We start from the raw sequence: 25,278 nt of genomic DNA on the forward strand, positions 1-25,278 counted from the left end.
TCCCGTACCCGTACGAGCGAACAGCGCCACGCCCCACTCCCGCACGTCGCAAGGCAGAAGGGAAGTGAACGACCGTGAGCACCGCCATCCGCGCAGGCCAGGGCGTCGGCGCCAGCGTCCGCCGCCCCGACGGCCGGCTGAAGGTCAAGGGGGACTTCGCGTACTCCTCCGACCTGCGCGCCGAGGGCATGGTCTGGGGCGCGACCCTGCGCTCCCCGCACCCCAGCGCCCGCATCGTCCGCCTCGACACCACCGCCGCGCTGCGGCTGCCCGGCGTGGTGGCGGTGCTCACCCACGAGGACGTGCCCGGCAGTCCCCGGTACGGGATGAAGGTCGCCGACCAGCCCGTCCTCGCCGCCGACCGCGTCCGCTACCAGGGCGAACCCGTCGCCCTCGTCGCCGCCGACCACCCCGAGACCGCCCGCCGCGCCCTCGCCCTCATCGACGTCGGCTACGAGGAACTGCCCGCGCTCACCGACCCCGAGGACGCCGTACGCGGCACCGGCCCGCTCGTGCACGCCGACCGCGTCGACGGCCGGCACGGCAACGTCGTACGGCACGTCCGCATCCGGCACGGGGACATGGCCGCCGCCCGGCGCGCCGCCGACGTCGTCGTCAGCGGCACCTACGAGGTCGGCATGCAGGACCAGGCGTTCCTCGGCCCCGAGTCCGGGCTCGCCGTCCCCGCCGAGGACGGCGGCGTCGACGTCTATGTCTCCACCCAGTGGCTCCACGACGACCAGCACCAGATGTGCGCCGCGCTCGGCCTGCCGCCCGAGAAGGTCCGGCTCACCCTGTCCGGCGTCGGCGGTGCCTTCGGCGGGCGCGAGGACGTCTCCGTGCAGATCCACGCGGCGATGCTCGCCCTGCGCACCGGGCGCCCCGTGAAGATGAGCTACAACCGCGAGGAGTCCTTCTTCGGGCACGTCCACCGCCACCCCGCCCGGATGCGCTTCGAGCACGGGGCGCGCCGGGACGGCCGCATCCTCTACGTCAGCGCCCGCCTGCTGTTCGACGGCGGCGCCTACACCTCCACCTCCCAGGTCGTCATCGCCAACGGCTCCTACTTCGCCGCCGGCGCCTACGACGTGCCGAACGCGGAGATCGACGGCTACTCCGTGTTCACCAACAACCCGCCCTGCGGCGCCATGCGCGGCTTCGGCGCCGTCCAGTCCTGCTACGGCGTCGAGTCCAACCTCGACAAGCTCGCCCGCGCCCTCGGCATGGACCCCGTAGAGCTGCGGCTGCGCAACGCCATGACGACCGGCACCGTCCTGCCCACCGGCCAGGCCGTCGACGGGCCCGCGCCCGCCGCCGAACTCCTGGAGCGGCTGCGCGCCCGCCCCCTGCCGCCCGCCCCCGAGGGCACCTTCGGCCTGCCCGGCGGACTCAACAACACCAGCAGGGGCGAAGGCGTCCGGCGCGGTGTCGGCTACGCCATCGGCGTCAAGGCCATCGGCTTCTCCGGCGGCGTCGACGACCGCTCCGTCGCCCGCGTCCGGCTCACCCTGAACGGCGGCGAGCCCGTCGCCGAGGTGCACACCGCCGCCGCCGAGTGCGGCCAGGGCATCGTCACCGTGCAGGCCCAGATCGTACGGACCGAACTCGGCGTCGAGCGCGTCGTCGTCCTGCCCGCCGACACCCGGGTCGGCGACGCCGGCTCGTCCTCCGCCTCCCGCATCACCTGGATGAGCGGGGGAGCGGTCCAGGGCGCCTGCAAGGCCCTGCGCGAACAGCTCACCGCCCTCGGCGACGCGCAACTGCCCGAACTGCTCGCCGCGCACGGCCCGTTGGAGGCCGAGTACGAGTACGCCCACCGCCGCACCCACCCCGTCGACGACGAACGCGGCCAGGGCGACGCCCATATCGCGTTCGCGTTCGCCGCCCACCGCGCGGTCGTCGACGTCGACACCGAACTCGGGCTCGTCAAGGTCGTCGAACTCGCCACCGCCCAGGACGTCGGCCGGGCCATGAACCCGCTCGCCGTCGAGGGCCAGATCGAGGGCGGCACCGCCCAGGGCCTCGGCCTCGCCGTCATGGAGGAACTGCGCGTCGAGAACGGCCGGGTGCGCAACCCGTCCTTCACCGACTACCTCATCCCCACCATCGCCGACATGCCGAGCGTTCCCATCGACCTGCTCGAACTCCCGCACCCCGACTCCCCGTACGGCCTCAACGGCGTCGGTGAGCCGCCCACCCTCTCCTCCACCCCGGCCGTCGCCAACGCCCTGCGCGCCGCGACCGGCCTGGAGCTGGCGAGGGTCCCGGTGCGCCCCGAGGACATCACCGGCTGCGGTGCCCCCGACAGCGAGAGGAGGTGAGGCGGGCCCTGCCCTGGGTCCCCACACGGTCCACCACATCACGACGGTCGGTACCAGTTGGGAAGGAAGCACCACCTTGATCATCGACACCCACATGCACCCCACGAACATCGTCGACCAGGCGTGGCGGCACGACGGCTCCCCCTTCACCGGGGAGCGCACGCTGGAGATGATGAACGGCCCGTACATGATCAACGGCAAGCCGCGCCGCATCGACTACGGCTGCATCATGCCGCCGCCCGGCAACTCCGTCTGGCAGGACGGGATGCGCACCGGACGCGAGGGCATCCGCGACTACATGGCGTACATCACCGAACTGGTCCAGGCGTACCCCGACCGGTTCATCGGGAACTTCATGTACAACCCGCGCTTCGGGCCCGAGAACGGCGCGAAGGAGCTGGAGTTCCACGTCAAGGAGTACGGCTACAAGATGGTCAAGCTGCATGCCAACATGCACGCCTACCGTCCCGACCGTGCCCTCGACTGGCTGCGGCCCGTGCTGCGGGTCTGCGACGAGCTGGGTGTCGTCGTCCTCATCCACACCGGCGACGGCCCGTACTCCATCCCCACCCAGTTCTATCCGATCATCCGCGAGTTCAAGGACGTCAACTTCATCCTGGCCCACTTCGGGGTGCAGACCGGAGGCGTCTACTGCTTCGAGGCGCTCTACATGATCCTCGACTCGCCCAACGTGTACGGGGAGTCCGGCTGGCTCCTCCAGTCGCGCATAGTCGAGTTCGCGCAGCAGATGGAGCGTCACCAGCTCGTCTTCGGCACCGACTCGCCGCCCAACGAGCCCGGCATGTGGGCGCGCGAGCTGGAGGTGCTGTGCGGGCCGCCGCCGCAGGGCATGCACCTGTCCGAGGAGGACCTGGAGGGCTACCTCGGCAACAACATGGCCAAGCTCCTCGGCCTCAAGCCCACGCCCCCGCCGCGCGACCAGGAAGAGGCGCAGCTGCGCCTGAAGGACACCTACGCCTCCCTGGACACCGTCGCGCGCCCGTGACGTGACACCCGGGGTGCCGGCGGCCGTCCGACCGGCCGCCGGCACCCCGCGCCCCTCCCGCCCGCTACGTCACGCCCCGCCCCGGAGAGCACATGCAGCGCATCGGACACCTCCTGCCCGCCACCTCGCTCGGCGCCGACCGCTGGATCGCCCAGATCTGCGCGCCGGTCCAGGTCGAGATCGCCCACCCCGGCGCCCGCGCCGGACTGCCCGAGATCCAGTACGGGCCGAGCCTCGCCCCCTCCCACGCCGTCGAACTGGAGCGCGCGGCCGACCAGTTGGCGCAGGCCGGCGCCGACGCCGTCGTCTGGCACGGCACCTCCGGCGGACTCGACGGCGCCGCCCACGCCCGCGCCGTCGCCCGCGTCATCGAACGCACCGCCGGGGTACGGGCCTCCACCGTCACCCTCGGCCAGCTCGACCTGCTGGCCCGCGCCGGACTCCACTCCGTCGCGCTGATCACCGCCGGCACCGAGGCCGTCGCCGGGCGCCTCGCCGACACCTACCTCGCGGCCGGCATCCGCCTCGCCTCCGTCACCGCCCTCGGGCTCGCCGGACCCCGCGCCGCCGCCGAACTCCCCGTCTCCCGGGTGCGGCGCATCCTCCTCGACGCCGACACCGCCGACGCGCAGGCCCTCGTCGTCGCCGGTACGGAACTGCCCGTCGCGCCGGTCGCCGCCATGGTCGAGCGCGAGCTGGGCAAGCCCGTGCACGACGGGGCGCGGGTCGCCGTGCGCACCGGGCTCGACCTGCTCGGCGCGGAGGTGGAGGCACCGGCGTGGGGCGGCCTGTTCACCGGCTCGGTGCACGCGGGGGTCTGCTGTGACAGCCACTGACACCGACGCCCCCGACGCCCCCGACGGTACGGTCACGGCCCTGGGCGCCGGTCAGGACCTGCACGTCTTCCTCGCCGCCTACGAAAGCGCCCACCCCGACGACGTACTGCGCGTGGGGGAGGAGATCGCGCAGGAGGACGTGGCCGCGCTGGTCGCCGAACTCGCCGCCCGCGGACGCCATGAACTGCTCGTCTGCCCGCGCGTGACCGGCCTGCCCGGCACCACCCTCGTCACCAACCTCTTCGCCTCCCGCACCCGCGTCGCCCGCCTGCTCGGCACGGACCCCGGCGGCCTGCACCGCGCCTACCAGAGCGCCGCCGCCCGCCGCACCGCCCCGCGCCTCGTCGCCTCCGGGCCCGTCCTGGAGGAGGTCACCGAGGACGACGCCGTCGACCTCACCGCCCTCCCGCTGCTGCGGCACTTCGACTCCGACCGGGGCCCCTACCTCACCAGCGGCGTCCTCACCGCCGAGGCCCCCCGGGGCGTGCCCGGCCGCTCCGGCAACCTCAGCTACCACCGCGCCCTCGTGCACAGCCGCACCGAACTCGCCACGAGCCTGCACTCACGCGGCCATCTGTGGCAGTTGCTGCGGCTCGCCGAGGAGCGCGGCGAGGTGCTGCCCGTCGCCATGGTCGTCGGCGCGCACCCCCTCTTCCAGCTCGCCGCGTCCGCCCGCGTCGGCCCCGACGTCGACGAACGCGCCCTGGCCGGCGGCCTGTTCGGCGCCCCGCTCGACGTCGTCCGCACCCCGCGCCACGGCATCCGCGTACCGGCCGCCGCCGAACTCGTCCTCGAAGGCGTCATCGACCCCGCCCGCCGCGCCCCCGAAGGCCCCTTCGGCGAGTTCTCCGGATACTCGTCCGACCGCTCCACGAACAACGTCCTGACCGTGCACAGCGTGCTGCGCCGCCGGGACGCCGTGCTGTACGACGTCGTCGGCGGCGCGAGCGCGGACCATCTGAACCTCGCCCGCATCCCGCGCGAGTCGGAGATGGCCGAGCAGCTCATGAGCCGCTTCCCCGAGGTCACCGCCCTGCACTACCCGACCTCCGGCACCCACTTCCACGCGTACGTGGCCCTGCGCGGCGGCCGGCCGCGCCAGGCACGGCAGATCATGCTCGCCCTGCTCGGCTGGGACCCGTACCTCAAGACCGTCGTCGCGGTGGACGACGACGTGGACGTGACCCGCGACGAGCAGGTGCTCTGGGCGCTCGCCACGCACCTCCAGCCGCACGAGGACGTGTTCGTCGTGGACGGGCTGCCCGGCAGCCCCCTCGACCCGTCCGCCACCCCCGACGGCACCACCTCGCGCATGGGCCTGGACGCGACCCGCGCCCCGCACTTCGACGCCGTACGCATCCGCACCGACCCGGCGCGGCACACGCGCGCCCGCGCCCTGCTCGCCCGGCTGCCCGGCGGGGGCGCGGCATGCGGCTGATCGTCGGCCTGACGGGCGCGACCGGCGCGGTGTACGGGGTGCGGCTGCTCCAGGCGCTGCGCGCGCACGCCCCGCACGTCGAGCGGCACCTCGTGCTGACGCGCTGGGCCCGCGCCACGATCGAACTGGAGACGGACCGGCGGGCGGAGGACGTGCTCGCGCTCGCCGACGTCGTCCACCGGCCCGGCGACCAGGCGGCGGCCGTCTCCTCGGGCTCGTTCCGCACGGACGGCATGGTGATCGCGCCGTGCAGCATGAAGACGCTCGCCGGCATCCGGGCCGGGTACGCGGACGGCCTGGTCGGACGCGCCGCCGACGTCACGCTCAAGGAGGGCCGCCCGCTGGTCCTCGTCCCGCGCGAGAGCCCCCTGCACGCGATCCACCTGGAGAACATGCTGGCGCTCGCGCGGATGGGCGTACGGATCGTGCCGCCGGCGCCCGCGTTCTACCAGCGGCCGGAAACGGTCGAGGACCTTGTCGACCAGACGGTCGCCAGGGTCCTCGATCAACTCGGCCTGCCGGGACCGCCGGTGGGGCGGTGGGCGGGCGGTTAGCCGCTACCGGTCGGCGTCGGCCTGCTCGCCCTTGTCGTACGTGGACGTGCCCGAGTCGAGCAGCGGCTCCTGCGTCTTCAGGTGGGCCGGGGCCATCGCGCGCAGCGCGTGGTAGCCGGTGATGACGACGATCGTGCCGAGCGCGATGCCGCTCAGGGAGAAGTTGTCGGTGAACTTCAGGGAGACGTTGCCGACGCCGATGATGATGCCGGCGGCGGCGGGCACGAGGTTGAGCGGGTTGCGCAGGTCGACCTTGGCGTTGATCCAGATCTGCGCGCCGAGCAGGCCGATCATGCCGTACAGGATGACCGTGATGCCGCCGAGCACCCCGCCCGGGATCGCGGCGACGATCGCGCCGAACTTCGGGCACAGGCCGAACAGCAGGGCGAAGCCGGCCGCCGCCCAGTAGGCCGCGGTCGAGTAGACGCGGGTCGCGGCCATGACGCCGATGTTCTCGGAGTACGTCGTGTTCGGCGGGCCGCCGACCGCCGTGGAGAGCATGGAGGCGGCGCCGTCGGCGGAGATCGCCGTGCCGAGCTTGCCGTCGAGGTTGTCGCCGGTCATCTCGCCGACGGCCTTGACATGCCCCGCGTTCTCCGCGATCAGCGCGATCACGACGGGCAGCGCCACGAGGATCGCCGACCACTGGAACGACGGCGCGTGGAAGGACGGCAGCCCGATCCAGTCCGCCTTGCCGACGCCCGACAGGTCGAGCCGCCAGTGGTCGACGGCCTGGCCGCCGCCGTTCGCCGAGTGGATCTTGCCGAAGACCTGGTCGAACACCCAGGAGATCGCGTACCCGAAGATCAGCCCGAGGAAGATGGCGATCCGTGACCAGAAGCCGCGCAGACACACCACCGCGAGCCCGGTGAACAGCATGACGAGCAGCGCGGTCCACTGGTCGGTCGGCCAGTACGTGGACGCGGTGACCGGCGCCAAGTTGAAGCCGATCAGCATGACGACCGCGCCCGTGACGATGGGCGGCATCGCCGCGTGGATGATCCGCGCGCCGAACTTCTGCACCGCGAGACCCACCAGGAACAGCACGACACCGACGACGAAGACCGCGCCCGTGACCGTCGCGCTGTCTCCGCCGGACGCCCGGATGACGGCCGCGACCCCGACGAAGGAGAGCGAGCAGCCGAGGTAGCTCGGGACCCGGCCGCGCGTGGCGAGCAGGAAGATCACCGTCGCCACGCCGGACATCATGATGGCGAGGTTCGGGTCGAGACCCATGAGGACCGGCGCCACGAAGGACGCCCCGAACATGGCGACCACATGCTGCGCGCCGAGGCCGATCGTGCGCGGCCAGGACAGCCGCTCGTCGGGGCGGACGACGGCACCGGGGGCCGGGGTCCGCCCGTCGCCGTGCAGTTTCCAGCGCACGCCGAGGTCCATGTGAGTTCCGCTCTCTGAGGTGCCGGTGGGTGTGGCCCGTACGGGCTCCGGGGTCGCCGGGGTCTGCCGGGAGCGCCCACCCGTATGGCTCGAATCGATCGCCTCATGCTAATGCGACGCGCGTACGGGTTCGTGCCGAGTCCCAGCTCACACCGGCCATATGAGCGTTTGCTCAGACCGCCGTCCTACGATGATCCGGCCCCGCGGATGGCGCGTACCCGCGCCCCCGCATCCGTACGTCCCGCACCAGGAGCCCCGCCCGTGACCGCCGAAGCCCCCGCCCGCACCCTGGGTCAGCTCGTCCCCGTGACCGTCCACTTCGACGACCTCGACGCGCTCGGCCTGCTGCACAACGCCCGTTACGCCGTCCTCGTGGAGCGGGCCTGGTCCGCGCTCTGGCACGAGCGCGGACTCGTCTTCGCGGGCGACTGGGAGGCCGCCGGCGACTTCTGCAACGCGGTCAAGGAGTTCACCATCACCTACGACGCCCCGGTCAAGGCGCCGGGGGAGTACGCCGTACGGCTCTGGCTCGACCGGCTCGGCACGACGGGCCTGACCTACGGCTTCCGCTTCTGCTCGGCCGACGGCGCCCACACCTACGCCCGGGGCAGCCGCGTCCTCGTCCGGCTCGACCCGGCGACGCTGCGGCCCGCGCCCTGGAGCGAGCCGTTCAGGGCTTCGGCGCGGGATCTGCTGCGGCCGCAGGGCTGAGCGCGGCGGCACGCGGGCTCCGGTCGCCGCCGCGCAGCACCCCCGCGAACAGCGCGAGGCCCAGCGTCAACGCCGTGACCAGGCCGAACGACACCACAAGGCTCGTCGCATCGGCCAGCGTCCCGATCGCCGACGGCGCGATGAGACCCGAGGTGTACGTGATGGTGGCGACGCCCGCGATGGCCTGACTGGGGTTCGGGCCGCTGCGCCCCGCCGCCGCGAACGCCAGCGGCACGACCACCGCGATCCCGAGCCCGAGCAGCCCGAAGCCTGCCATCGCCACCGCCGGGCCGGGCGCGACCACCACGAGCAGCGCGCCGAGCGTCGCCACGACCCCGCCGCACCGCACGGTCCGTACCGCTCCGAACCTGTCCACGACCGCGTCACCGGCGATCCGCGCCACCGCCATCGTCAGCGTGAACGCCGTGGTGCAGGCCGCCGCGAGCCCCGCCGACGTGTCGAGCACGTCCCGCAGGTACACCGCCGACCAGTCCAGGCTCGCGCCCTCCGCGAACACCGCGCAGAAACCGACCGCGCCGATGAGCAGCGCGGACTTCGGCGGCAGCGCGAAGCGCGGCGGCGGCTCCTCGTCCACCGTGGGCCGCAGGTCGAGCACCCACCGGCAGGCGATCCACCCGGCGACCGTGAGCACCCCGGCGGCCAGGAGGTGGTGCAGCCGGGCGTCCGCCCCCAGGTGCGCGGCGAGGGTGCCGCCCGCCGAGCCGAGCAGCGCGCCCGCGCTCCACATGCCGTGCAGCCCCGACATGATCGACTTGTCGAGGCGGTTCTCGACCTCCACGCCCAGCGCGTTCATCGCCACGTCCGACATGCCCGCGCTCGACCCGTAGAGGAACAGCGCGACGCAGAGCGTCAGCAGGTTCGGCGCGAGCGAGGGCAGCACCAGCGCCAGCGTCCACAGGGCGAGCAGGCCGCGCAGCGCCGCGCGGGCGCCGAAGCGGTGACTGACCCGGCCCGCCAGCGGCATCGCCACCGACGCGCCGATCGCGGGGAAGGCGAGCGCGAGCCCGAGCTGTCCCGCGCTCACCCCCGCGTGCTCCTGGATCCAGGGCACCCGGGTGGCGAACGACCCCGTCACCGATCCGTGGACGCAGAAGACGGCCGCCACGGCGTACCGCGCGCGCCGCAACTCCCCAGCCGTGTATGTGCTGTCAGCCATCTGTTCCGGGCCTCCCCAGGCGTCTTGGTCGCCGTGCGGCCGTAAACTATCAGGAACCCTGCCTGATAGTGAGACCCTTTTCTCGCAGGTTCCCCGTAGGTCGACCGTAGGATCGCGCCATGCCCGCATCGCCGAGGACCGCCCGCGCCATCAACGACCGGCTCGCGCTCGGGCTCCTCCAGGCGGAAGGCCCGCTCACCGCCGGACAGTTGAAGCAGCTCACCGGCCTGTCCCGGCCCACCGTCGCTGACCTCGTCGAACGGCTCACGGACGCCGGCCTGATCCGGGTCGTCGGAGAGTCCGGCGACCGGCGCCGGGGACCCAACGCGCGGCTGTACGGGATCGTCGCCGACCGCGCCCATCTCGCCGCGCTCGACGTACGCACCGAGGGCGTCCGGCTCGTCGTCGCCGACCTGCTCGGCACGGTGCTCGGGGAGGCGTCCGCGCCCATCGCCCCGGGGGAGGGGACCGGGGCGGCCGTCGAACGGGCGGTCGGTCTGCTCGAGCGGACGGCGAAGGAAGCGGGCGTCCAGCGACTCGACACCGTCGCGGTCGGCGCGCCCGGCCTCATCGACCCCGCCACCGGCGAACTCCGCGACTCCACCGGCCTGCCCGCCTGGCACCGGCGCCTGGTGACGGCCCTTCAGGAACGCTTCCCCGCGCAGGTGCTGGTCGAGAACGAGACGAACCTCGCCGCGCTCGCCGAGCGGCAGGACGGCGCCGCCCGCGACCGGGACACGTTCGTCCTGCTCTGGCTCGGGCTCGGCGTCGGCGCGGCCGTCGTCCTCGACGGGGCGCTGCGCCGGGGGGCCTCCGGCGGCACCGGCGAGGTCGGCTTCCTGCCGGTGCCGGGTACGGGGGGTCTGCCCTCGGCGACCGACTGCGGGGGCGGCTTCCACTCCCTCGCGGGGGCGGCGGCTGTGCTCGAACTGGCGGCGGCGCACGGGCTCTCGGCGCCGGGGGCGGGGGTCGCCGAGGCGCCGGAGGTGGTGGCGCGGGCCGTCGCGTCCGGTGCGGGGGGCTTTCTGGACGACCTCGCGGACCGGGTGGTGCTCGGGGCGGCGGCGGTCGTCGCGGTCCTCGACCCCGGGTGCGTGGTCCTCGCCGGGGAGTTGGGGCGGGCGGGGGGTTCCGAGCTTGCCCTGCGGGTCGCGGGGCGGTTGGCTGGGATGACGCCGTTGCCTACGGAGGTGCGGGCGGGGGTGCTCGGGGGTGAGGCGGTTCTCCGGGGGGCGCTCCAGGTGGCCCGAACCCAGGCCCAGGACGGGCTTTACCCGCCGGGGGCGTGAGGGTTGTGCCCCGGGTGCGGCCCCGGTGGGGCTTCTCGCGCAGTTCCCCGCGTCCCCTGCGGGGCTTCAGTGCCGGTCAATTCCAGCCTCTCCGGCGTTTGAGGAGCGGGGTCTGGGGCGGAGCCCCGGGGTTTGTTGCCGGGTGCGGGTCTCGTCGTGGCTGGTCGCGCAGTTCCTCGCGCCCCTGGCGGGGCTGATCTGAGCGCCGGCGGAGGGGGCTGTGAGTCAGCCCACAAGTACCGGCCGCATGCAAGCGCAGCGAACGTGGCACACTGACCCTGTACCAGAAGCAGCGCACTCCGGGGTCGGTGAAAGTCCGAACCGGCGGTTACAGTCCGCGACCCGGTCACGTCCAGTGACCGGTTGATCAGGTGAAATTCCTGAACCGACGGTTAAAGTCCGGATGGGAGGCAGTGCGCGGCGGACGGGCACCCCGTGTGCGCGTCGCCGGCTGTTCCAGGTCGCCGTCCACCGGCGACCCGTCTCCGGCGTCCTCGCTCCCGGTGCCGCGGTCCGTACGCTCTGTCGTCGTCGCACGACAGTGCCCCGGAGTCCAGACCCGTAGAGGGAGGACCCGGGACGTGTTCACCGGAATCGTCGAAGAGCTGGGCGAGATCACCGCCGTCGAGACGCTCGAAGACGCCTGTCGCTTCCGCGTCCGCGGCCCCGTCGTCACCGAGGGCGCCCGCCACGGGGACTCCATCGCGGTCAACGGCGTGTGCCTGACCGTCGTCGAGCACGAGGGCGACACCTTCACCGCCGACGTCATGGCCGAGACCCTCAACCGGTCCAGCCTCGGCGCCCTCGCCGCCGGCTCCCGCGTCAACCTCGAACGCCCGATGCCCGCCGACGGCCGCTTCGGCGGACACGTCGTCCAAGGCCACGTCGACGGCACCGGCACCGTCGTCGCGCGCACCCCCTCCGAGCACTGGGAGATCGTCAAGATCTCGCTGCCCGCGGAGCTGTCCCGGTACGTCGTCGAGAAGGGCTCCATCACCGTCGACGGAGTCAGCCTCACCGTCGTGGACGCCGGCCCCGACCACTTCACCGTCAGCCTCATCCCGACCACCCTCGCCCTCACCACGCTCGGCCTCAAGCAGGCGGGCGACCCGGTCAACCTGGAGGTCGACGTCATCGCCAAGTACGTCGAGCGCATGCTCGGCGACCGGACCGCGGGGGGCACCGCATGAGCGCGCTCGACTGGATCAACTCCGAGGCGTTCACCGCCTTCGGGCAGCACATCAAGTGGTCGGACATGACCGGCAACACCTTCGGCCTGATCGCCCTCGCGCTCGGCTGGAAGCGGTCCATCTGGACCTGGCCCGTCCAGTTCGTCTCCGGCCTGATCCTCTTCGCCGCCTTCGCGGGCCACCTCTCCGGCAGCGCCGGCAAGCAGGTCGTCGTCATGGTCGTCGCCGCCCTCGGCTGGATCGCCTGGGCGCGCGGCCGAAAGCAGGCGCAGGACGGCTCCATCGCCGTCCGCTTCGCGTCCTGGACCGAGCGCGGCCTCATGGCCCTCGCCGGAGCCGCCGGCACCGTCGCCGTCGCCCTCCTGTTCACCGCGTACCCGTCGCTGTCCTGGGACCCCTGGCCCGACGCGTACGTCTTCGTCGGCACCATCGTCGCCATGTACGCCCAGGCCCGCGGCATGGTCGAGTTCTGGTTCGCCTGGCTCCTCGTCGACGCCGTCGGCGTCCCGCTGAACTTCGCCAACGGCTACGCCTTCTCCGGCTTCGTCTACGTCATCTACGGCGCGCTCGTCCTGTGGGGCCTGCGCGACTGGTGGCTGCGCTCCCGTGCCGCGACCGCCCCGGCCCCCACCCTGGAAGGAGCGCACGCATGAGCGCCGCTGACCTGTACGAGGCCGAGGACCTGCGGCTCGACCCCGTCGAGCAGGCCGTCCGCGACATCGCCGCCGGTCGCCCCGTGGTCGTCGTCGACGACGAGGACCGGGAGAACGAGGGCGACCTCGTCGTCGCCGCCGAGAAGATCACGCCCGAGATCGTCGCCTTCATGATGAGCGAGTGCCGCGGCCTGATCTGCGCCCCCATGGAAGGCGCCGAACTCGACCGGCTCGGCCTGCCCCAGATGGTCGACCACAACACCGAGTCGATGCGCACCGCGTTCACCGTCTCCGTCGACGCCACCGGCGCCCACGGCGTCACCACCGGCATCTCCGCCGCCGACCGCGCCACCACCCTCGCCCTGCTCGCCTCCGGCACCGCGGCCCCTGACGACTTCGTACGCCCCGGGCACATCTTCCCGCTGCGCGCCAAGGACGGCGGTGTCCTCGTCCGCGACGGCCACACCGAGGCCGCCGTCGACCTCGCCCGCCTCGCGGGCCTGCGCCCGGCCGGCGCCATCGTGGAGATCGCCGGCGAGGACGGCGTCATGCTGCGCCTGCCCGAACTGGTCCCCTTCGCCCGCAAGCACGGCCTGACGATCATCTCGATCGCCGACCTCATCGCCTACCGGCGCTCCGCCGAGCCCACCGTCAGGCGCGAGGCGACCGTCCAGCTCCCCACCGCCTTCGGCGAGTTCACCGCGTACGGCTACCGCTCCACCGTCGACGGCGTCGAACATGTCGCCCTCGTCCACGGCGACCTCGACGGCCTCGGCGACGAGCCGCTGCTCACCCGCGTCCACTCCGAGTGCCTGACCGGCGACGTCTTCCACTCGCTGCGCTGCGACTGCGGCCCCCAGCTCCAGGAGGCCATGCGCCGCATCGTCGAGCACGGCCGAGGCGTCATCGTCTACCTGCGCGGACACGAGGGCCGCGGCATCGGCCTGCTCTCCAAGCTGCGCGCGTACGAACTCCAGGAGCGCGGCCGCGACACCCTCGACGCCAACCTGGAACTCGGCCTGCCCGCCGACGCCCGCGACTACGCGGCCGGCGCCCAGATCCTCACCGACCTCGGCGCCCACAGCCTGCGCCTGCTGACCAACAACCCCGACAAGGTCGACGCCCTCACCCGGCACGGCCTCGTCGTCGCCGCCCGCGAACCGATGCCGGTCACCGCGGGCGAGCACAACCTGCGCTACCTGCGCACCAAGCGGGACCGCATGGGCCACGACCTGCCCTGGCTGGACGCGCCCCGCACATCGGCCTGCGGCAACCAGTAGTAACTTCCGTCGATTCATCTACGTACGTACGAGGAGAAGCGCGTGAGCGGCAAGGGTGCACCCGAACTGAGCGTGAAGAACTGCGGCGACCTGCGCGTGGCCGTCATCGCCGCCCAGTGGCACGAGAAAGTCATGGACGGGCTGGTCGACGGCGCCCTGCGCGCCCTGCACGAACTCGGCATCGACGAGCCGACTTTGCTGCGCGTCCCCGGCAGCTTCGAACTGCCCGTCGTCGCCAAGGTCCTCGCCGGCCGCGGCTACGACGCCATCGTCGCCCTCGGCGTCGTCATCCGCGGCGGCACCCCGCACTTCGAGTACGTCTGCCAGGGCGTCACCCAGGGCCTCACCCAGGTCTCCGTCGACACCGGCGTCCCCGTCGGCTTCGGCGTGCTGACCTGCGACACCGAGGAGCAGGCGCTCGACCGCGCCGGCATCGAGGGCTCCCGCGAGGACAAGGGGCACGAAGCGGTCACCGCCGCCGTCGCCACCGCGACCACGCTGCGTACCGTCGCCGAACCCTGGCGTTAAGGGGCCCGGGCGGACGCGTAAAGTAGGCACCACCATGGCCAATAAGACGTTCGAGGAGCTGTTCACCGAGCTCCAGCACAAGGCAGCCACCGGCGACCCCGCCACCTCCCGCACCGCGGAACTGGTCGGCAAGGGCGTCCATGCCATCGGCAAGAAGGTCGTCGAGGAGGCCGCCGAAGTCTGGATGGCCGCCGAGCACGAGGGCAAGGAAGCCGCCGCCGAGGAGATCTCGCAGCTGCTGTACCACGTCCAGGTGATGATGGTCGCCCGCGGCATCTCCCTCGACGACGTGTACGCCCACCTCTGAGCCGCACCCGTCACCCGTTCCCCCCACTCCACACCACGCAAAGGAAGCCCGCCTCATGCTGCGCATCGCCGTCCCCAACAAGGGTTCACTGTCCGGACCTGCGTCGGCGATGCTCCATGAGGCGGGCTACCGCCAGCGCAAGGAGTCCAAGGAACTCGTCACGGTCGACCCGGAGAACGAGGTCGAGTTCTTCTACCTGCGCCCCAAGGACATCGCCATCTACGTGTCCTCCGGCAAGCTCGACATCGGCATCACCGGCGAGGACCTGCTGATCGACTCCGGCGCCCGCGCCGAGACCATCCTGCCGCTCGGCTTCGCCCGCTCCACCTTCCGCTTCGCCTCCCGCCCCGGCGCCGTCAAGGACCTCGCCGACCTCGCGGGACGCACCATCGCCACCTCCTACGAGGGCATCGTCGGCAAGTACCTCGCCGACCACGGCGTCGACGCCTCCGTCGTCCACCTCGACGGCGCCGTCGAGACCGCCATCGAGCTGGGCGTCGCCGACGCCATCGCCGACGTCGTCGAGACCGGCACCTCCCTGCGCAACGCGGGCCTCGAAGTCTTCGGCGAGCCCATCATGCGCTCCGAGGCATGCGTCGTACGCGCCGCCGGAGCCGACCGCGAGGACCCGAAGGTCCAGCAGTTCCTGCGCCGCCTCCAGGGCGTCCTCGTCGCCCGCTCGTACGTGATGATGGACTACGACTGCCGCGCCGAGCACCTGGAGCGGGCCGTCGCCCTCACCCCCGGCCTGGAGTCGCCGACCGTCTCCCCCCTGCACAACGAGGGCTGGGTCGCCGTGCGCGCCATGGTCCCCGCGAAGGACGCCCAGCGCATCATGGACGACCTGTACGCCCTCGGTGCCCGGGCCATCCTCACCACGGCCATCCACGCCTGCCGCCTCTGAGCACGCCGAGGACTCCCTGCCATGTCTGAGCTGCCGAAGCTGCCCGTCACCTTCCGGCCGGGCCGCACCCGCGCCATCCTGCACACCCTCGGCGCCGCGTCCTTCGTCACCATCACCGTCGTCGCGCTGCTGCTCGGCGGACTGAGCCCGGGGGAGAAGGCCAGCTTCGTCTTCACGGCCGCCCTCTTCTGGGCCGTCCTCGCGCTGCTGGCCCGGCCGAGGGTCGTCGCCGACGACGACGGCGTCACCGTCGTCAACATCGCGCGCAGCCGCCGCCTCGCCTGGGCCGAGATCGTCCGGGTGAACCTGCGCCCCGGCGACCCGTGGGTCTTCCTCGACCTCACCGACGGCACCTCGCTGGCCGCCATGGGCATCCAGCCCGGCATCGCCAAGCAGAGCGCCATCCGGGACGCGAAGGCCCTGCGCGCCCTCACCGAAGCCCATCCCGCCACGCGGCCCTGACCGCACGGCTCCACGCCCTGACGCCGACGGGCCGGACGCGATTAATCTGGAGGCGGGGCGCGCCGAGTGCGCCCCGCCCCTGACGCGCCCGGACCGGCGGCCAGGGGCTCCTACTGACCAAGGAGTGACTCCCTCCAGCGATGGACGGATCGTCCGGTAGTACCCGCGCCGCCCCCAGCCGACATACAGCGACCCGCACGCGTACGTCCCTCAAGGCGGCGGCATGACCATCTCGTTGCTGCTCCTCGCGGCAGCCTTCCTGCTGATCCTCGCCAACGGCTTCTTCGTCGCCGCCGAGTTCGGCCTCGTCACCGTCGAGCGCGGGGACGCCGAAGCGGCCGCCGCCGCGGGCGACAAGCGCGCCGGCACGGTCGTGAGCGCCCTGAAGGAACTCTCCTTCCAGCTCTCCGGCACCCAGCTCGGCATCACCATCACCTCCCTCGTCGTCGGCATGCTCGCCGAACCGGCGCTCGCCGGGCTGCTGCGCGGCCCGTTCACCGCCCTCGGCATCCCCGCCGGCGCGGTCGGCGGCGTCAGCGTCGTCGTCGGCATGCTGCTGGCGTCCGCCGTGCAGATGGTGATCGGTGAGCTGGTGCCGAAGAACTGGGCGGTCTCCCGCCCGCTCCAGGTCGCCCGCTTCGTCGCCGGGCCCCAGCACGCCTTCGCGCGGCTGCTGCGCCCGGTCATCGCCCTGCTCAACACCGTGGCCAACCGTCTCGTACGGGCCCTCGGCGTCGAGCCCGCCGACGAACTGGCCTCCGCCCGCACCCCCGGCGAACTGGTCTCCCTGGCCCGCCATTCCGCGCAGGCCGGCGCCCTCGAACAGGACACGGCCGACCTGTTCGTACGGACCCTCTCGCTCGGCGAGCTGACCGCGCAGCACGTCATGACGCCGCGCGTGAAGGTCAGCGCCCTCCAGTCGTCCGCGACCGCGGAGGACGTGGTCACCCTGACCCGCGCCACCGGCCTGTCCCGCTTCCCCGTCTACCGGGAGCGGATCGACGAGGTCGTCGGCATGGTCCACCTCAAGGACGCCCTCGCCATGCCCGCCCACGAACGGCTGCGCACCCCGGTCGCCCGGATCGCGCAGCCCCCGCTGCTCGTCCCCGAGACGCTGCCCGTCCAGCCGCTGCTGGCCCGGCTGCGCAGCGAGCAGCCCATCGCGGTCGTCGTCGACGAGTACGGCGGCACCGCCGGGGTCGTCACCCTGGAGGACATCGTCGAGGAACTCGTCGGCGAGGTCCGCGACGAGCACGACGGCCTCGACCTGCCCGACCTCGCCGCCGCCGCGCCCGAGGACGGCCGCCCTGCCTGGGACGCCGCGGGCGGCTGCCGCGTCGACAACCTGCGCCGCATCGGCCTCGACGTACCCGAGGGCCCCTACGAGACCGTCGCCGGGCTCGTCGCCGACCTCCTGGGACGCATCCCCGCCCCCGGCGACCGGGCCGAACTGCCCGGCTGGCGGCTCGCCGTGCGCCAGGTCGACCACTACCGCGCCGAGCGGGTGCGCCTCGTGCGCCTCGCCGACGCGCCGCAGCCCGCCCTGGAGGGCGCCCGATGAGCGCGCTGCAACTCCTCTTCGCCGCCCTGCTGGTCCTGGCGAACGGCTTCTTCGTCGGCGCGGAGTTCGCCCTGGTCTCGGTCCGCCGCAGCCAGATCGAGCCCCTGCCCGGAAAGCGCGCCCGTCAGGTCCTGTACGGGCTCGAACACCTGCCCCAGATGATGGCGGCGGCCCAGTTCGGCATCACCGTCTGCTCGCTGACGCTCGGCGCGGTCGCGGAACCCACCGTGGCACGGCTCCTTGAACCCCTGTTCGAGGCGGCGCGGCTGCCGCACGGCATGGTCCACCCGCTCGGGTACGTCATCGCCCTGGCCGTCGTCGTCTTCCTCCACCTCGTCATCGGCGAGATGGTCCCGAAGAACCTGGCGATGGCGGACCCCGAGAAGACCGCGCTCTGGTTCAGCCCCGGCCTGGTCGCCTTCGCGCGGCTGTGCCGGCCGGTGACGGTCGCCCTCGGCGCCTGCGCGCGGCTGGTGCTCCGGCTCTTCCGGGTCGAGCCCAAGGACGAGGTGGAGGCCGTCTTCACCAGCGTCCAGCTCGGCCGGCTCGTGGAGGACGCGGGACAGGCGGGACTTCTCGACCCCGAGGAGCAGGAGCGCCTGGAGGACGCCCTCGAACTGGGCTCGCGCCCGGTGACCGACGTCCTCCTGGACCGGGGTTCGCTGGTCACGGTCGGTCCCTCGGTCACCCCGGCCGAGATCGTCGCCCTCACCGGGCGCACCGGGTTCTCGCGCTTCCCGATCGCGGCGCAGACCGGGGCGTTCATGGGGTACCTGCACGTCAAGGACGTCCTCGATCTCATCGACGGGCCCGAGGCGGAGCGGGCGGTGCCGCAGCAGGTGTGGCGGCCCATGACGACGATGCGGGCGGAACTCCCGCTGGACGACGCCCTGACCGTCATGCGGCGGGCCGCGACACATCTGGCGCAGGTCGCTGACGCGGCGGGGCGGGTGCTCGGGCTCGTCGCGCTTGAGGATGTGCTGGAGCTGTTGGTGGGCGAGGTCCGTGATCCGGCGCACCGTTCGGGGACGCCTCCGCTGCCGCCGGCCCGCAACAAACAATCCGCGCTGGCCTGACCGGCGGGGGGCGCGAATATCGCCGGGCCGGTGCCGTTGACGGGCGGTGCCCTTGATCGCCGCGACTCACCTGCGGCCCGGTGGTGGGCTGGTCGCGCAGTTCCCCGCGCCCCTGGGGAGTTCTCAGGGTGAGGCCCGCTGCCCTGAACGTTGCGCAGTTCCCCGCGCCCCTGAGGAGCGGGGCTGCGCCCCTGCTCCCCAGGGGAGGAGGCGGCGACGCAGTCGCCCCTCCCGCTCCCTCCGGGGGAGGGCGCGACGCAGTCGCCCCGACAGGGGCGCGGGGAACTGCGCGCCCAGCCACGACGAAAGTCGAGGATCCCCACCGGCCGGAGCCACCCACTCACTCAGGGGCGCGGGGAACTGCGCGATCAGCCACGACGAATGTCGAGGTTCCCCACCGGCCGGAGCCACCCACCTACCTAGGGGCGCGGGGAACTGCGCAATAGGCAGCGGGCCCGCGCCGCTACAACCCCCCGGGCCCCCGCCCCGACAGAACCTCCCCATACGCCTGCATAAGATCCGGCAACCGAAGCGTCGCCAGATCATCCCGAGACGGCTCACCCGAATACCCCGTAAGCCGCAAATCCCGATACGCGCAAGACTTCTCGTACAGCGTCCGCAAGAACCGCCCGTTCCCCAGCTCGTCGATCCACCCCTGATCCACGACATGCCCGGCGATGGACCGCAGCTCCTCCAGCGCCTCCTCGTCCCACACGTCCCCGTTCTCCGCCGCCAGCACCTCCCCGATGGAGGTCAGCTCCAACGGCCGGTACGAGGGGAAGTCGACCCGCGTCGTGAACCGCGACGACAGCCCGGGGTTCGCCGCGAGGAGCCGGTCCATGCCCTCGGGGTAGCCGGCGAGGATGACGACGAGGTGATCGCGGTTGTCCTCGGCCCGCTTCAACAGCACCTGGAGCGCCTCGTCGCCGTACGCGTCCCCCTTGCCGTACCCGGAGTTGGACAGCGCGTACGCCTCGTCGACGAAGAGGACACCACCGAGCGCGGAGTCGATCAGCTCGTTGGCCTTCACCGCCGTCTGCCCGAGGTACTCGCCGACGAGATCCGCGCGCTGCGCCTCGACGAGGTGGTCGCCGCCGAGCAGCCCGAGCGCGTAGAAGACCCGCCCGAGGATCCGCGCGACGGTCGTCTTGCCGGTGCCGGAGGGCCCGGAGAAGACGAAGTGCCGTTTCGGCGGCTGCACAGGAAGCCCGCGCGCGGCCCGCAACCGCGCCATGTTCAACTGCGCGGACAACGCCTTGACCTGCCGCTTGACGGGATCGAGGCCCACCATCCGCTCCAGCTCGGCGAGCGCCTCCTCCAGCAGCTCGGGGTCCGCCGGACCGGCCGGCAGCGGCGCGGACACCGGCACGACGGCCTTCTCCCTGACCATGTCGGCGTCCTCGACGACCCCGGGCACGAGCGGCGGCCCCGCGTCGCTCACCTTGAGCCCGCGCTCGTCGTTCGCGTACAGCGGCTCGGGCGACTCCAGCCCGTCCAGGCCGTCCTGATACCCCGTCAGCGCCAGCGGAGCGAGGTCGCTGCCGTCGCCGAAGCCGTCGTAGTCGTCGCCGTCGGAGATCGCCGCGAGCCGCGCGGAGGTGTCCATGAACGCCGGATCGACCCGGTGCACCGCCCGGTACAGCGGCAGCGCCGCCGCCGAACGGCCCGTGCCCTCGTGGGCTCTCGCCAGCCAGTACCGCAGTTCCTTGCGCTGCGGCTGCTCGCTGCGACAGCGCATCAGGGCGGCGGCCAGCAGCGGTTCGGCCTGCCCGTACATCTCCAGGCGCACCCGGGCCATCCCGCCGAACAGGCCCGCCTCGATACCCAGCATCGGGTCGTCGATCAGCGTCTCGGTGTGCCGGACCAACTGCTCCCAGTCCTTGACGAGATACGCCCGGCACGCGTGCAGGAACCGCACCTGCGGATCGGCGTCGACCGGCGGCAGCGTCGCCAACGCCCGGTCCAGCTCGGGCACATGGCGTCCGTCCAGCCAGTGCGAGGCGTGCGCGAGCAGCAGATCACGCGGCTGTTCGAGCACGGGCTGCACCCACCAGCCCAGCCAGTACCAGGAGTTGAGGGTGCGCCGGTGCCGGGTGCGCTGTTCGCCGAACCGGTCCCGGTGCCGGAACATCCGCAGCAGCGCCGTCGTCGTGTCGATCCGTAAGGCATGCAGCCCGAGCCAGCCGTCCGCCATGCCGGGATCGATGCGCACGGCGGCCTTGAACTCCTCCTCCGCCTGCGGGTAGGCGCCCATCGTGTAGGCGTCCACGCCCCGCAGCCAGGCGAGATCGGCCGGGCCGGCCTGCGCTCCGTTGCCGAAGTCCATCACGTCCCCCACAAACCGTGCCCCCGATGAACCGCTCTGTCATGGACGGGAGTTGTCACGGTGCGGACAGCGAGCCGTCCCAGGCCGCACCGAGAGGCATCGTACCTGCGGGGGTGCGCCCGGCCGTAGGGCGCAACGGGGGCGGTCGGGTGCGGCGGGAGGGCGTTTCGCGCAGGTGAGCGCGGTGCCGGGTGGTGACCCAGGGTGAGCGTCCGGGGCCTCGCCGCAGCCGTGAAGGGGGAGTGCGGGCAGAACGAAGCCCCCGATCACGGGGGAACAACCGGGGGCTTCGCGTCTGCGGGCGGTCCCGAAAGGCCGCACATTGAGAACGTAAGTCCTGTACGGCCCCCCGGTCAAGCGGAGTTGAGGCACTCGCGGAAAGTGGCGGAAGGCCGTCCGCGGGGGTTCAGCGCACCGCTGGCGGGCCCTCACGGTGTGTGACCGAACGGTCCTCCGGCGTCGCCCCGCCGGGCCCCACGCACACCTCATAACCCTGCGGACACTCTCTTACCAATTCCTTTGCGTGCGCCCGGGAGGGGTCCGCGGCGAAGTGCGCGCGCTCCGCCGGTATCCAGCCTTCCCAGAACGCCTCCTGCGCCACACCGTCCCGCGCGCGCCCCCGCGCCCACGCCCGCTCGGCCGGCATCTCCATCCACAGCAGCGCCGCCAGACACGGGCGCACGGCCCGCCGCCCGGCGCCCACGCCCTCCACGACGACCACGTCGGCGGCCGGCAGTTCCCGGGTGCCGGTGAAGCGGCGGGCGTGCCAGTCGTACACCTCGTACCGGGCGCTCTCGCCGCGCCCGAGCGGATCGAGTACCTGCGCGCGCAGCCGGTCCGTCCAGCCGAACAGCGCGTCGTGGCTCGCCAGGTCGTCGAGCCGCAGCACCGGGGCGCCGCCGAGGGCCGCCGCGAGCCGCGCGGCGAACGTGGACTTGCCCGAGCCCGCGTGCCCGTCCACGCCGACCAGACGCACCGGCCCGCAGGACGGCGGCAGGGCGCGCAGCCCGCGCGCGAGGCGATCGAGGGGCACGTGGTGGAAGCTCACGGCCGCAAGGCTACGTCGACGCACTCCGGCGTACGAGCGGCGAGCCCCCGGCGCCCACCCGCCGCCGCAGGTCATGCCAGTGGTCCAGACCCATATTGCTGGGGTGACGGTGCCCGAAACGCTGGTGGAAATCCTGCTCCTGCGGCCATAGTTGGCGCACTGTTCCACCAGGACCACGCCCGAAACGCGGCCCGCTCGTCCCGTCCGCCCGACCCGTCGACTGGGGGATACACCCGATGACCCGACCCGCCCCGGACGCCCGCCCCGTCCGCCCCACCCGCAGAACCGTCCTCGCCGCGGCCGCCGGCGCCGCCCTGGCCGCGACGACCGTGCCCGCCCGCGCCGCGTCGGCGCCCGCACCGGAAGGGGCCGGCGAGCGCCTCGTGGACTACCACGCCTGGACGACGTACACCGACTGGCGCACCGGCACCTTCCACGGCACCCGCGCCTTCGCCGGCGCCCGCCCCGGCCTGACCCTCGCCCACCCGGCCGGCACCCTGTCCTACGCGGACCCGCACCTGAAGAAGACCGCGCCGTGGGAGTACGCGACGTGGACCTCGCCGGAGCACGGCCTCGCCGTCCCCGCGACCGAGGTCATCGCCTCCTGGAACGCCCACACCCCGCCCGGCACCTGGATCCAGGTCGAGCTGCGGGGCACGTACACGGACGGCACGCTCACCCCCTGGTACGTGATGGGCCGCTGGACCGCCGGCGACGACAAGGACGCCGACATCCGCCGCACCTCGGTCGACGACCAGAGCGACGGCAAGTCGAGCATCTGGACGGACACCTTCTCCATCGACGACGCCGCGTCGGGGCTGCGCCTCGTCTCGTACGTGCTGAAGCTGACGCTGCTGCGCACGCCCGGCACGAAGACCGCGCCGACCGTGTGGCGGCTCGGCGCGATGGGCTCGGACGTGCCGGACCGTTTCACCGTCCCCGCCTCCACGCCCGGCCTCGCCAGGGAACTGGCCGTGCCGCGCTACTCGCAGAACATCCACGCGGGCCAGTACCCCGAGTACGACAACGGCGGCGAGGCGTGGTGCAGCCCCACCTCCTCGCAGATGATCATCGAGTACTGGGGCCGCAAGCCCACCGCCCGCGACCTCGCCTGGGTCGACCCGGCTTACGCGGACCCGCAGGTGTGCCACGCGGCCCGCTTCACGTACGACTACCAGTACGAGGGCTGCGGCAACTGGCCGTTCAACGCGGCCTACGCGGCGACCTACAAGGACCTCCAGGGCGTCGTCACCCGGCTCGGCTCGCTCAGCGACCTGGAGACGCTGATCGCGGCCGGCATCCCGGCGATCACCTCGCAGTCCTTCCTCAAGCAGGAGCTGACCGGCGCGGGCTACGGCACGTCCGGGCACCTCATGACCGTCATCGGCTTCACCCCTGAGGGTGACGTCATCGCCAATGACCCGGCCTCGCCCAGCGACCCGGCGGTCCGCCGCGTCTACAACCGGCGCGAGTGGGAGAACATCTGGCTGCGCACCAAGCGCTACAACGCCTCCGGCAAGGTTGTCTCCGGCACCGGCGGCGTCTGCTACCTGTACTTCCCGGCCCACCCCACCCCGAAGCAGCGCAAGGCGCTGGCCGAGGTGGGCGTGCGCTGACGCCCTGCGGGGAGCGGTGGGGGAGGGCCGGCAGGCGGTCCTCCCCGGCCCGGCTCAGCCCGTGACGACCGGCTTGACCACCCAGTCCGGATGGCCCGGCATCGGCGGTGTCTTCGACCCGTACAGCCACGGCCGCAGGAAGCCGGACAGGTCCTGGCCCGCGACCCGCGACGCGAGGGCGATGTAGTCCGCCGTGGAGGCGGTCCGGCCCCGGAAGCGTGCCGCGTAGGCCCGTTCGATCCGCTGGAAGGTGTCGTCGCCGACCTGCGCGCGCAGCGCGTACAGGACCAGGGCGGAACCGTCGTAGCGCATCCGCTTGAAGAGGTTCGGCTCGGTCGGCTCGGCGGGGGCGCCGTAGTCGTGCCGCCATTGGTCGTGGTTCTCGTACGCGGTCTTCATCGCCGCCTCGAAGCTGTCGCCACCGTGCTCCTCGGAGTACCAGCGCTCGTAGAAGCGGGCGTGGCCCTCGCTGAGCCACAGGTCGGACCAGCGGGCGATGGCGACGCTGTCGCCGAGCCACTGATGGGTCAGCTCGTGCACGAGGTTGCGCTCGGCGTCGACCCGCGTGCCCAGCAGATCCGCCTTCGGCAGCAGCGAGAGCGTCTGCGTCTCCAGCGCCACCCCGAGGTCGGTGTCCCCGACCAGCACGCCGTACCGGTTGAAGGGGTACGGGCCCAACTTCTGCCGCAGCCATGTCAGGTGATCGCCCGTCAGGTCGCGGTACTGCTTCGTGGGCGCGACCAGGTCCGGCGGCACCACGTCCCGCAGCGGCAGCCCGCCCGGCCCCTTGCCGTCGATCAACTGGAAGTGACCGATGGCCAGTTGGGTGAGCTGGGCGGCGACCGGCTGTTCCGAGTCGTACGTCCAGCGCACCCGCCCGTCCGGCCGCTCGGCCCGGTCGGTCAGCCGCCCGTTCGCCACGGCCGTAAGACCGGCGGGCGTCGTCACATGGAACGTCATCGGCGCCCGCTGACTCGGGTGATCGTTCGCCGGGAAGATCATCTTGGCGCCGTTGGGCTGCGGGTACAGGACCGTGCCGTCGGGCGTAGGGATCCACCCGTAGTCCTCGATGGCGTCGTCGCGGTGGCGGATCTGCGTCGGGTCGGCCGTGTAGGAGACCCGCACGGTGAACGGGGCGTCCTTGGGCAGCGGCGCCGAGGGCGTGACGACCAGCTCGTCGCCGTCGCGGGTGGCCTCGGCGGGCCGTCCGTTCACCGTCACCTCGTGCAGCTCGTTGCCGGCGAAGTCGAGGTCGAAGCGGGACAGCGACTGCGTCGCCGTCGCCCGGATCGTGGTCCGCGCCGGGAACGGGGTGCGCGGCGCCTGCCAGTCGAAGTCGAGCGTGTAGTGGCGGACGGTGTAGCCGCCGTTCCCGTCGAGCGGGAAGATCGGGTCGCCGAGCCCGGCGGCGCCCGGCGCCGGGGTGTCGGCCGCGGCCTGGGAGACGGCCGCGGGCCCGGTCAGGGCGGCGGTCGCGGTGATCGCCGCGGCCAGCGCGAGGCGGGCTCTGCGGCGGGACGTCCGGTGCGTGCTCATCGTGGATCGTGAACCTTCCCGTCGGACGGAACATGGACCCGTACGGCAGCCCGTACGCGTC

At 72.8% G+C, this 25,278-nt stretch carries 22 protein-coding genes and 1 riboswitch; of the genes, 17 read left to right on the forward strand and 5 right to left on the reverse strand.

From position 1 onward, the window contains the following. The first annotated feature begins 74 nt into the window (after positions 1–74). From ACZ7LY_RS26315 to ACZ7LY_RS26335, 5 genes are all read left to right on the forward strand, one after another. Positions 75–2,321 carry a molybdopterin cofactor-binding domain-containing protein gene (locus tag ACZ7LY_RS26315; protein WP_471627183.1) on the forward strand — a complete coding sequence of 749 codons (2,247 nt, stop codon included), beginning with the start codon at positions 75–77 and terminating at the stop codon, positions 2,319–2,321. 76 nt (positions 2,322–2,397) lie between these two features. After that, positions 2,398–3,327 (forward strand): amidohydrolase family protein, encoded by a 930-nt coding sequence (locus ACZ7LY_RS26320; protein WP_471627184.1) that lies wholly within the window; start codon positions 2,398–2,400, stop codon positions 3,325–3,327. Between the two features lie 92 nt (positions 3,328–3,419). Then, positions 3,420–4,163, forward strand: a complete 744-nt coding sequence (locus ACZ7LY_RS26325; RefSeq protein ID WP_471627185.1) for an aspartate racemase/maleate isomerase family protein — start codon at positions 3,420–3,422, stop codon at positions 4,161–4,163. Further along, positions 4,150–5,601 (forward strand): UbiD family decarboxylase, encoded by a 1,452-nt coding sequence (locus tag ACZ7LY_RS26330; protein ID WP_471627186.1) that lies wholly within the window; start codon positions 4,150–4,152, stop codon positions 5,599–5,601. Before ACZ7LY_RS26325 ends, ACZ7LY_RS26330 begins: the two co-directional genes overlap by 14 nt. Further along, the gene (locus ACZ7LY_RS26335; RefSeq protein ID WP_471627187.1) at positions 5,592–6,155 is read left to right on the forward strand and encodes a UbiX family flavin prenyltransferase; all 564 of its coding nucleotides are present in this window, start codon (positions 5,592–5,594) and stop codon (positions 6,153–6,155) included. Before ACZ7LY_RS26330 ends, ACZ7LY_RS26335 begins: the two co-directional genes overlap by 10 nt. A 3-nt stretch (positions 6,156–6,158) precedes the next feature. On the opposite strand, the gene ACZ7LY_RS26340 is transcribed toward ACZ7LY_RS26335, so the two are convergent. Beyond that, the gene (locus ACZ7LY_RS26340) at positions 6,159–7,553 is read right to left on the reverse strand and encodes a uracil-xanthine permease family protein (protein WP_471627188.1); all 1,395 of its coding nucleotides are present in this window, start codon (positions 7,551–7,553) and stop codon (positions 6,159–6,161) included. 261 nt (positions 7,554–7,814) lie between these two features. Between ACZ7LY_RS26340 and ACZ7LY_RS26345 the strand changes: the two genes are divergently transcribed. Continuing rightward, on the forward strand, positions 7,815–8,264 hold the full coding sequence (locus ACZ7LY_RS26345) for an acyl-CoA thioesterase (protein ID WP_471627189.1): 450 nt from the start codon (positions 7,815–7,817) through the stop codon (positions 8,262–8,264). Here ACZ7LY_RS26345 and ACZ7LY_RS26350 read toward each other — a convergent pair. Beyond that, positions 8,224–9,441, reverse strand: a complete 1,218-nt coding sequence (locus ACZ7LY_RS26350; protein WP_471627190.1) for an MFS transporter — start codon at positions 9,439–9,441, stop codon at positions 8,224–8,226. The genes ACZ7LY_RS26345 and ACZ7LY_RS26350 overlap by 41 nt on opposite strands. A gap of 119 nt (positions 9,442–9,560) precedes the next feature. Here ACZ7LY_RS26350 and ACZ7LY_RS26355 point away from each other — a divergent pair, with 119 nt between their 5' ends. The 10 genes from ACZ7LY_RS26355 (at position 9,561) to ACZ7LY_RS26400 (ending at position 18,691) form a co-directional block, all read left to right on the forward strand. Continuing rightward, positions 9,561–10,730: an ROK family transcriptional regulator gene (locus tag ACZ7LY_RS26355; protein WP_471627191.1), complete on the forward strand. Its 1,170-nt coding sequence runs from the start codon at positions 9,561–9,563 to the stop codon at positions 10,728–10,730. Positions 10,731–11,020: 290 nt separating this feature from the next. Next, positions 11,021–11,151: riboswitch (FMN riboswitch) on the forward strand. Between the two features lie 160 nt (positions 11,152–11,311). Then, positions 11,312–11,920, forward strand: a complete 609-nt coding sequence (locus ACZ7LY_RS26360; protein WP_471627192.1) for a riboflavin synthase — start codon at positions 11,312–11,314, stop codon at positions 11,918–11,920. Next, entirely contained in the window at positions 11,917–12,573 is a 657-nt protein-coding gene (locus ACZ7LY_RS26365) for a nicotinamide mononucleotide transporter family protein (protein ID WP_471627193.1), read from the forward strand. Before ACZ7LY_RS26360 ends, ACZ7LY_RS26365 begins: the two co-directional genes overlap by 4 nt. Further along, positions 12,570–13,853 carry a bifunctional 3,4-dihydroxy-2-butanone-4-phosphate synthase/GTP cyclohydrolase II gene (locus ACZ7LY_RS26370; protein WP_471627194.1) on the forward strand — a complete coding sequence of 428 codons (1,284 nt, stop codon included), beginning with the start codon at positions 12,570–12,572 and terminating at the stop codon, positions 13,851–13,853. The genes ACZ7LY_RS26365 and ACZ7LY_RS26370 overlap by 4 nt, the downstream gene beginning before the upstream one ends. Positions 13,854–13,895: 42 nt before the next feature. Continuing rightward, positions 13,896–14,381 carry a 6,7-dimethyl-8-ribityllumazine synthase gene (gene ribH, locus ACZ7LY_RS26375; RefSeq protein WP_471627195.1) on the forward strand — a complete coding sequence of 162 codons (486 nt, stop codon included), beginning with the start codon at positions 13,896–13,898 and terminating at the stop codon, positions 14,379–14,381. 34 nt (positions 14,382–14,415) lie between these two features. Next, a complete protein-coding gene (locus ACZ7LY_RS26380; protein WP_221355695.1) occupies positions 14,416–14,688 on the forward strand; it encodes a phosphoribosyl-ATP diphosphatase in 273 nt (90 codons plus the stop codon). A 55-nt stretch (positions 14,689–14,743) separates the two neighbouring features. Further along, positions 14,744–15,592: an ATP phosphoribosyltransferase gene (gene hisG / locus ACZ7LY_RS26385; RefSeq protein ID WP_471627196.1), complete on the forward strand. Its 849-nt coding sequence runs from the start codon at positions 14,744–14,746 to the stop codon at positions 15,590–15,592. Between the two features lie 21 nt (positions 15,593–15,613). Beyond that, positions 15,614–16,054 carry a PH domain-containing protein gene (locus tag ACZ7LY_RS26390; protein WP_471627197.1) on the forward strand — a complete coding sequence of 147 codons (441 nt, stop codon included), beginning with the start codon at positions 15,614–15,616 and terminating at the stop codon, positions 16,052–16,054. Positions 16,055–16,277: 223 nt separating this feature from the next. Then, positions 16,278–17,615 carry a hemolysin family protein gene (locus ACZ7LY_RS26395; RefSeq protein ID WP_471627198.1) on the forward strand — a complete coding sequence of 446 codons (1,338 nt, stop codon included), beginning with the start codon at positions 16,278–16,280 and terminating at the stop codon, positions 17,613–17,615. Further along, a complete protein-coding gene (locus tag ACZ7LY_RS26400) occupies positions 17,612–18,691 on the forward strand; it encodes a hemolysin family protein (RefSeq protein WP_471627199.1) in 1,080 nt (359 codons plus the stop codon). Before ACZ7LY_RS26395 ends, ACZ7LY_RS26400 begins: the two co-directional genes overlap by 4 nt. Positions 18,692–19,154: 463 nt before the next feature. Here the strand turns inward: ACZ7LY_RS26400 and ACZ7LY_RS26405 are convergent, their stop codons facing one another. Together ACZ7LY_RS26405 and ACZ7LY_RS26410 are read right to left on the reverse strand one after the other, a co-directional pair. Beyond that, the gene (locus ACZ7LY_RS26405) at positions 19,155–21,017 is read right to left on the reverse strand and encodes an AAA family ATPase (protein WP_471627200.1); all 1,863 of its coding nucleotides are present in this window, start codon (positions 21,015–21,017) and stop codon (positions 19,155–19,157) included. Between the two features lie 406 nt (positions 21,018–21,423). Continuing rightward, the gene (locus ACZ7LY_RS26410; RefSeq protein WP_471627201.1) at positions 21,424–22,065 is read right to left on the reverse strand and encodes a hypothetical protein; all 642 of its coding nucleotides are present in this window, start codon (positions 22,063–22,065) and stop codon (positions 21,424–21,426) included. 236 nt (positions 22,066–22,301) lie between these two features. On the opposite strand from ACZ7LY_RS26410, the gene ACZ7LY_RS26415 reads away from it, so the two are divergent. Beyond that, entirely contained in the window at positions 22,302–23,681 is a 1,380-nt protein-coding gene (locus tag ACZ7LY_RS26415; protein ID WP_471627202.1) for a peptidase C39 family protein, read from the forward strand. A gap of 54 nt (positions 23,682–23,735) precedes the next feature. Here ACZ7LY_RS26415 and ACZ7LY_RS26420 read toward each other — a convergent pair whose 3' ends face one another. Then, on the reverse strand, positions 23,736–25,217 hold the full coding sequence (locus ACZ7LY_RS26420) for a M1 family metallopeptidase (protein WP_471627203.1): 1,482 nt from the start codon (positions 25,215–25,217) through the stop codon (positions 23,736–23,738). Positions 25,218–25,278: the final 61 nt, after the last annotated feature.

The sequence above is a fragment of the Streptomyces sp. NPDC107550 genome (assembly GCF_055639095.1).

Bases quoted from the DNA above. Each gene is read 5' to 3' on its own strand.
- ACZ7LY_RS26325 (WP_471627185.1), top strand. From the start codon at position 3,420: ATGCAGCGCATCGGACACCTCCTGCCCGCCACCTCGCTCGGCGCCGAC.
- ACZ7LY_RS26335 (WP_471627187.1), top strand. From the start codon at position 5,592: ATGCGGCTGATCGTCGGCCTGACGGGCGCGACCGGCGCGGTGTACGGG.
- ACZ7LY_RS26340 (WP_471627188.1), bottom strand. From the start codon at position 7,553: ATGGACCTCGGCGTGCGCTGGAAACTGCACGGCGACGGGCGGACCCCG.
- ACZ7LY_RS26350 (WP_471627190.1), bottom strand. From the start codon at position 9,441: ATGGCTGACAGCACATACACGGCTGGGGAGTTGCGGCGCGCGCGGTAC.
- ACZ7LY_RS26355 (WP_471627191.1), top strand. From the start codon at position 9,561: ATGCCCGCATCGCCGAGGACCGCCCGCGCCATCAACGACCGGCTCGCG.
- ACZ7LY_RS26365 (WP_471627193.1), top strand. From the start codon at position 11,917: ATGAGCGCGCTCGACTGGATCAACTCCGAGGCGTTCACCGCCTTCGGG.
- ACZ7LY_RS26370 (WP_471627194.1), top strand. From the start codon at position 12,570: ATGAGCGCCGCTGACCTGTACGAGGCCGAGGACCTGCGGCTCGACCCC.
- ACZ7LY_RS26380 (WP_221355695.1), top strand. From the start codon at position 14,416: ATGGCCAATAAGACGTTCGAGGAGCTGTTCACCGAGCTCCAGCACAAG.
- hisG (WP_471627196.1), top strand. From the start codon at position 14,744: ATGCTGCGCATCGCCGTCCCCAACAAGGGTTCACTGTCCGGACCTGCG.
- ACZ7LY_RS26390 (WP_471627197.1), top strand. From the start codon at position 15,614: ATGTCTGAGCTGCCGAAGCTGCCCGTCACCTTCCGGCCGGGCCGCACC.
- ACZ7LY_RS26395 (WP_471627198.1), top strand. From the start codon at position 16,278: ATGACCATCTCGTTGCTGCTCCTCGCGGCAGCCTTCCTGCTGATCCTC.
- ACZ7LY_RS26400 (WP_471627199.1), top strand. From the start codon at position 17,612: ATGAGCGCGCTGCAACTCCTCTTCGCCGCCCTGCTGGTCCTGGCGAAC.
- ACZ7LY_RS26405 (WP_471627200.1), bottom strand. From the start codon at position 21,017: ATGGACTTCGGCAACGGAGCGCAGGCCGGCCCGGCCGATCTCGCCTGG.
- ACZ7LY_RS26415 (WP_471627202.1), top strand. From the start codon at position 22,302: ATGACCCGACCCGCCCCGGACGCCCGCCCCGTCCGCCCCACCCGCAGA.
- ACZ7LY_RS26420 (WP_471627203.1), bottom strand. From the start codon at position 25,217: ATGAGCACGCACCGGACGTCCCGCCGCAGAGCCCGCCTCGCGCTGGCC.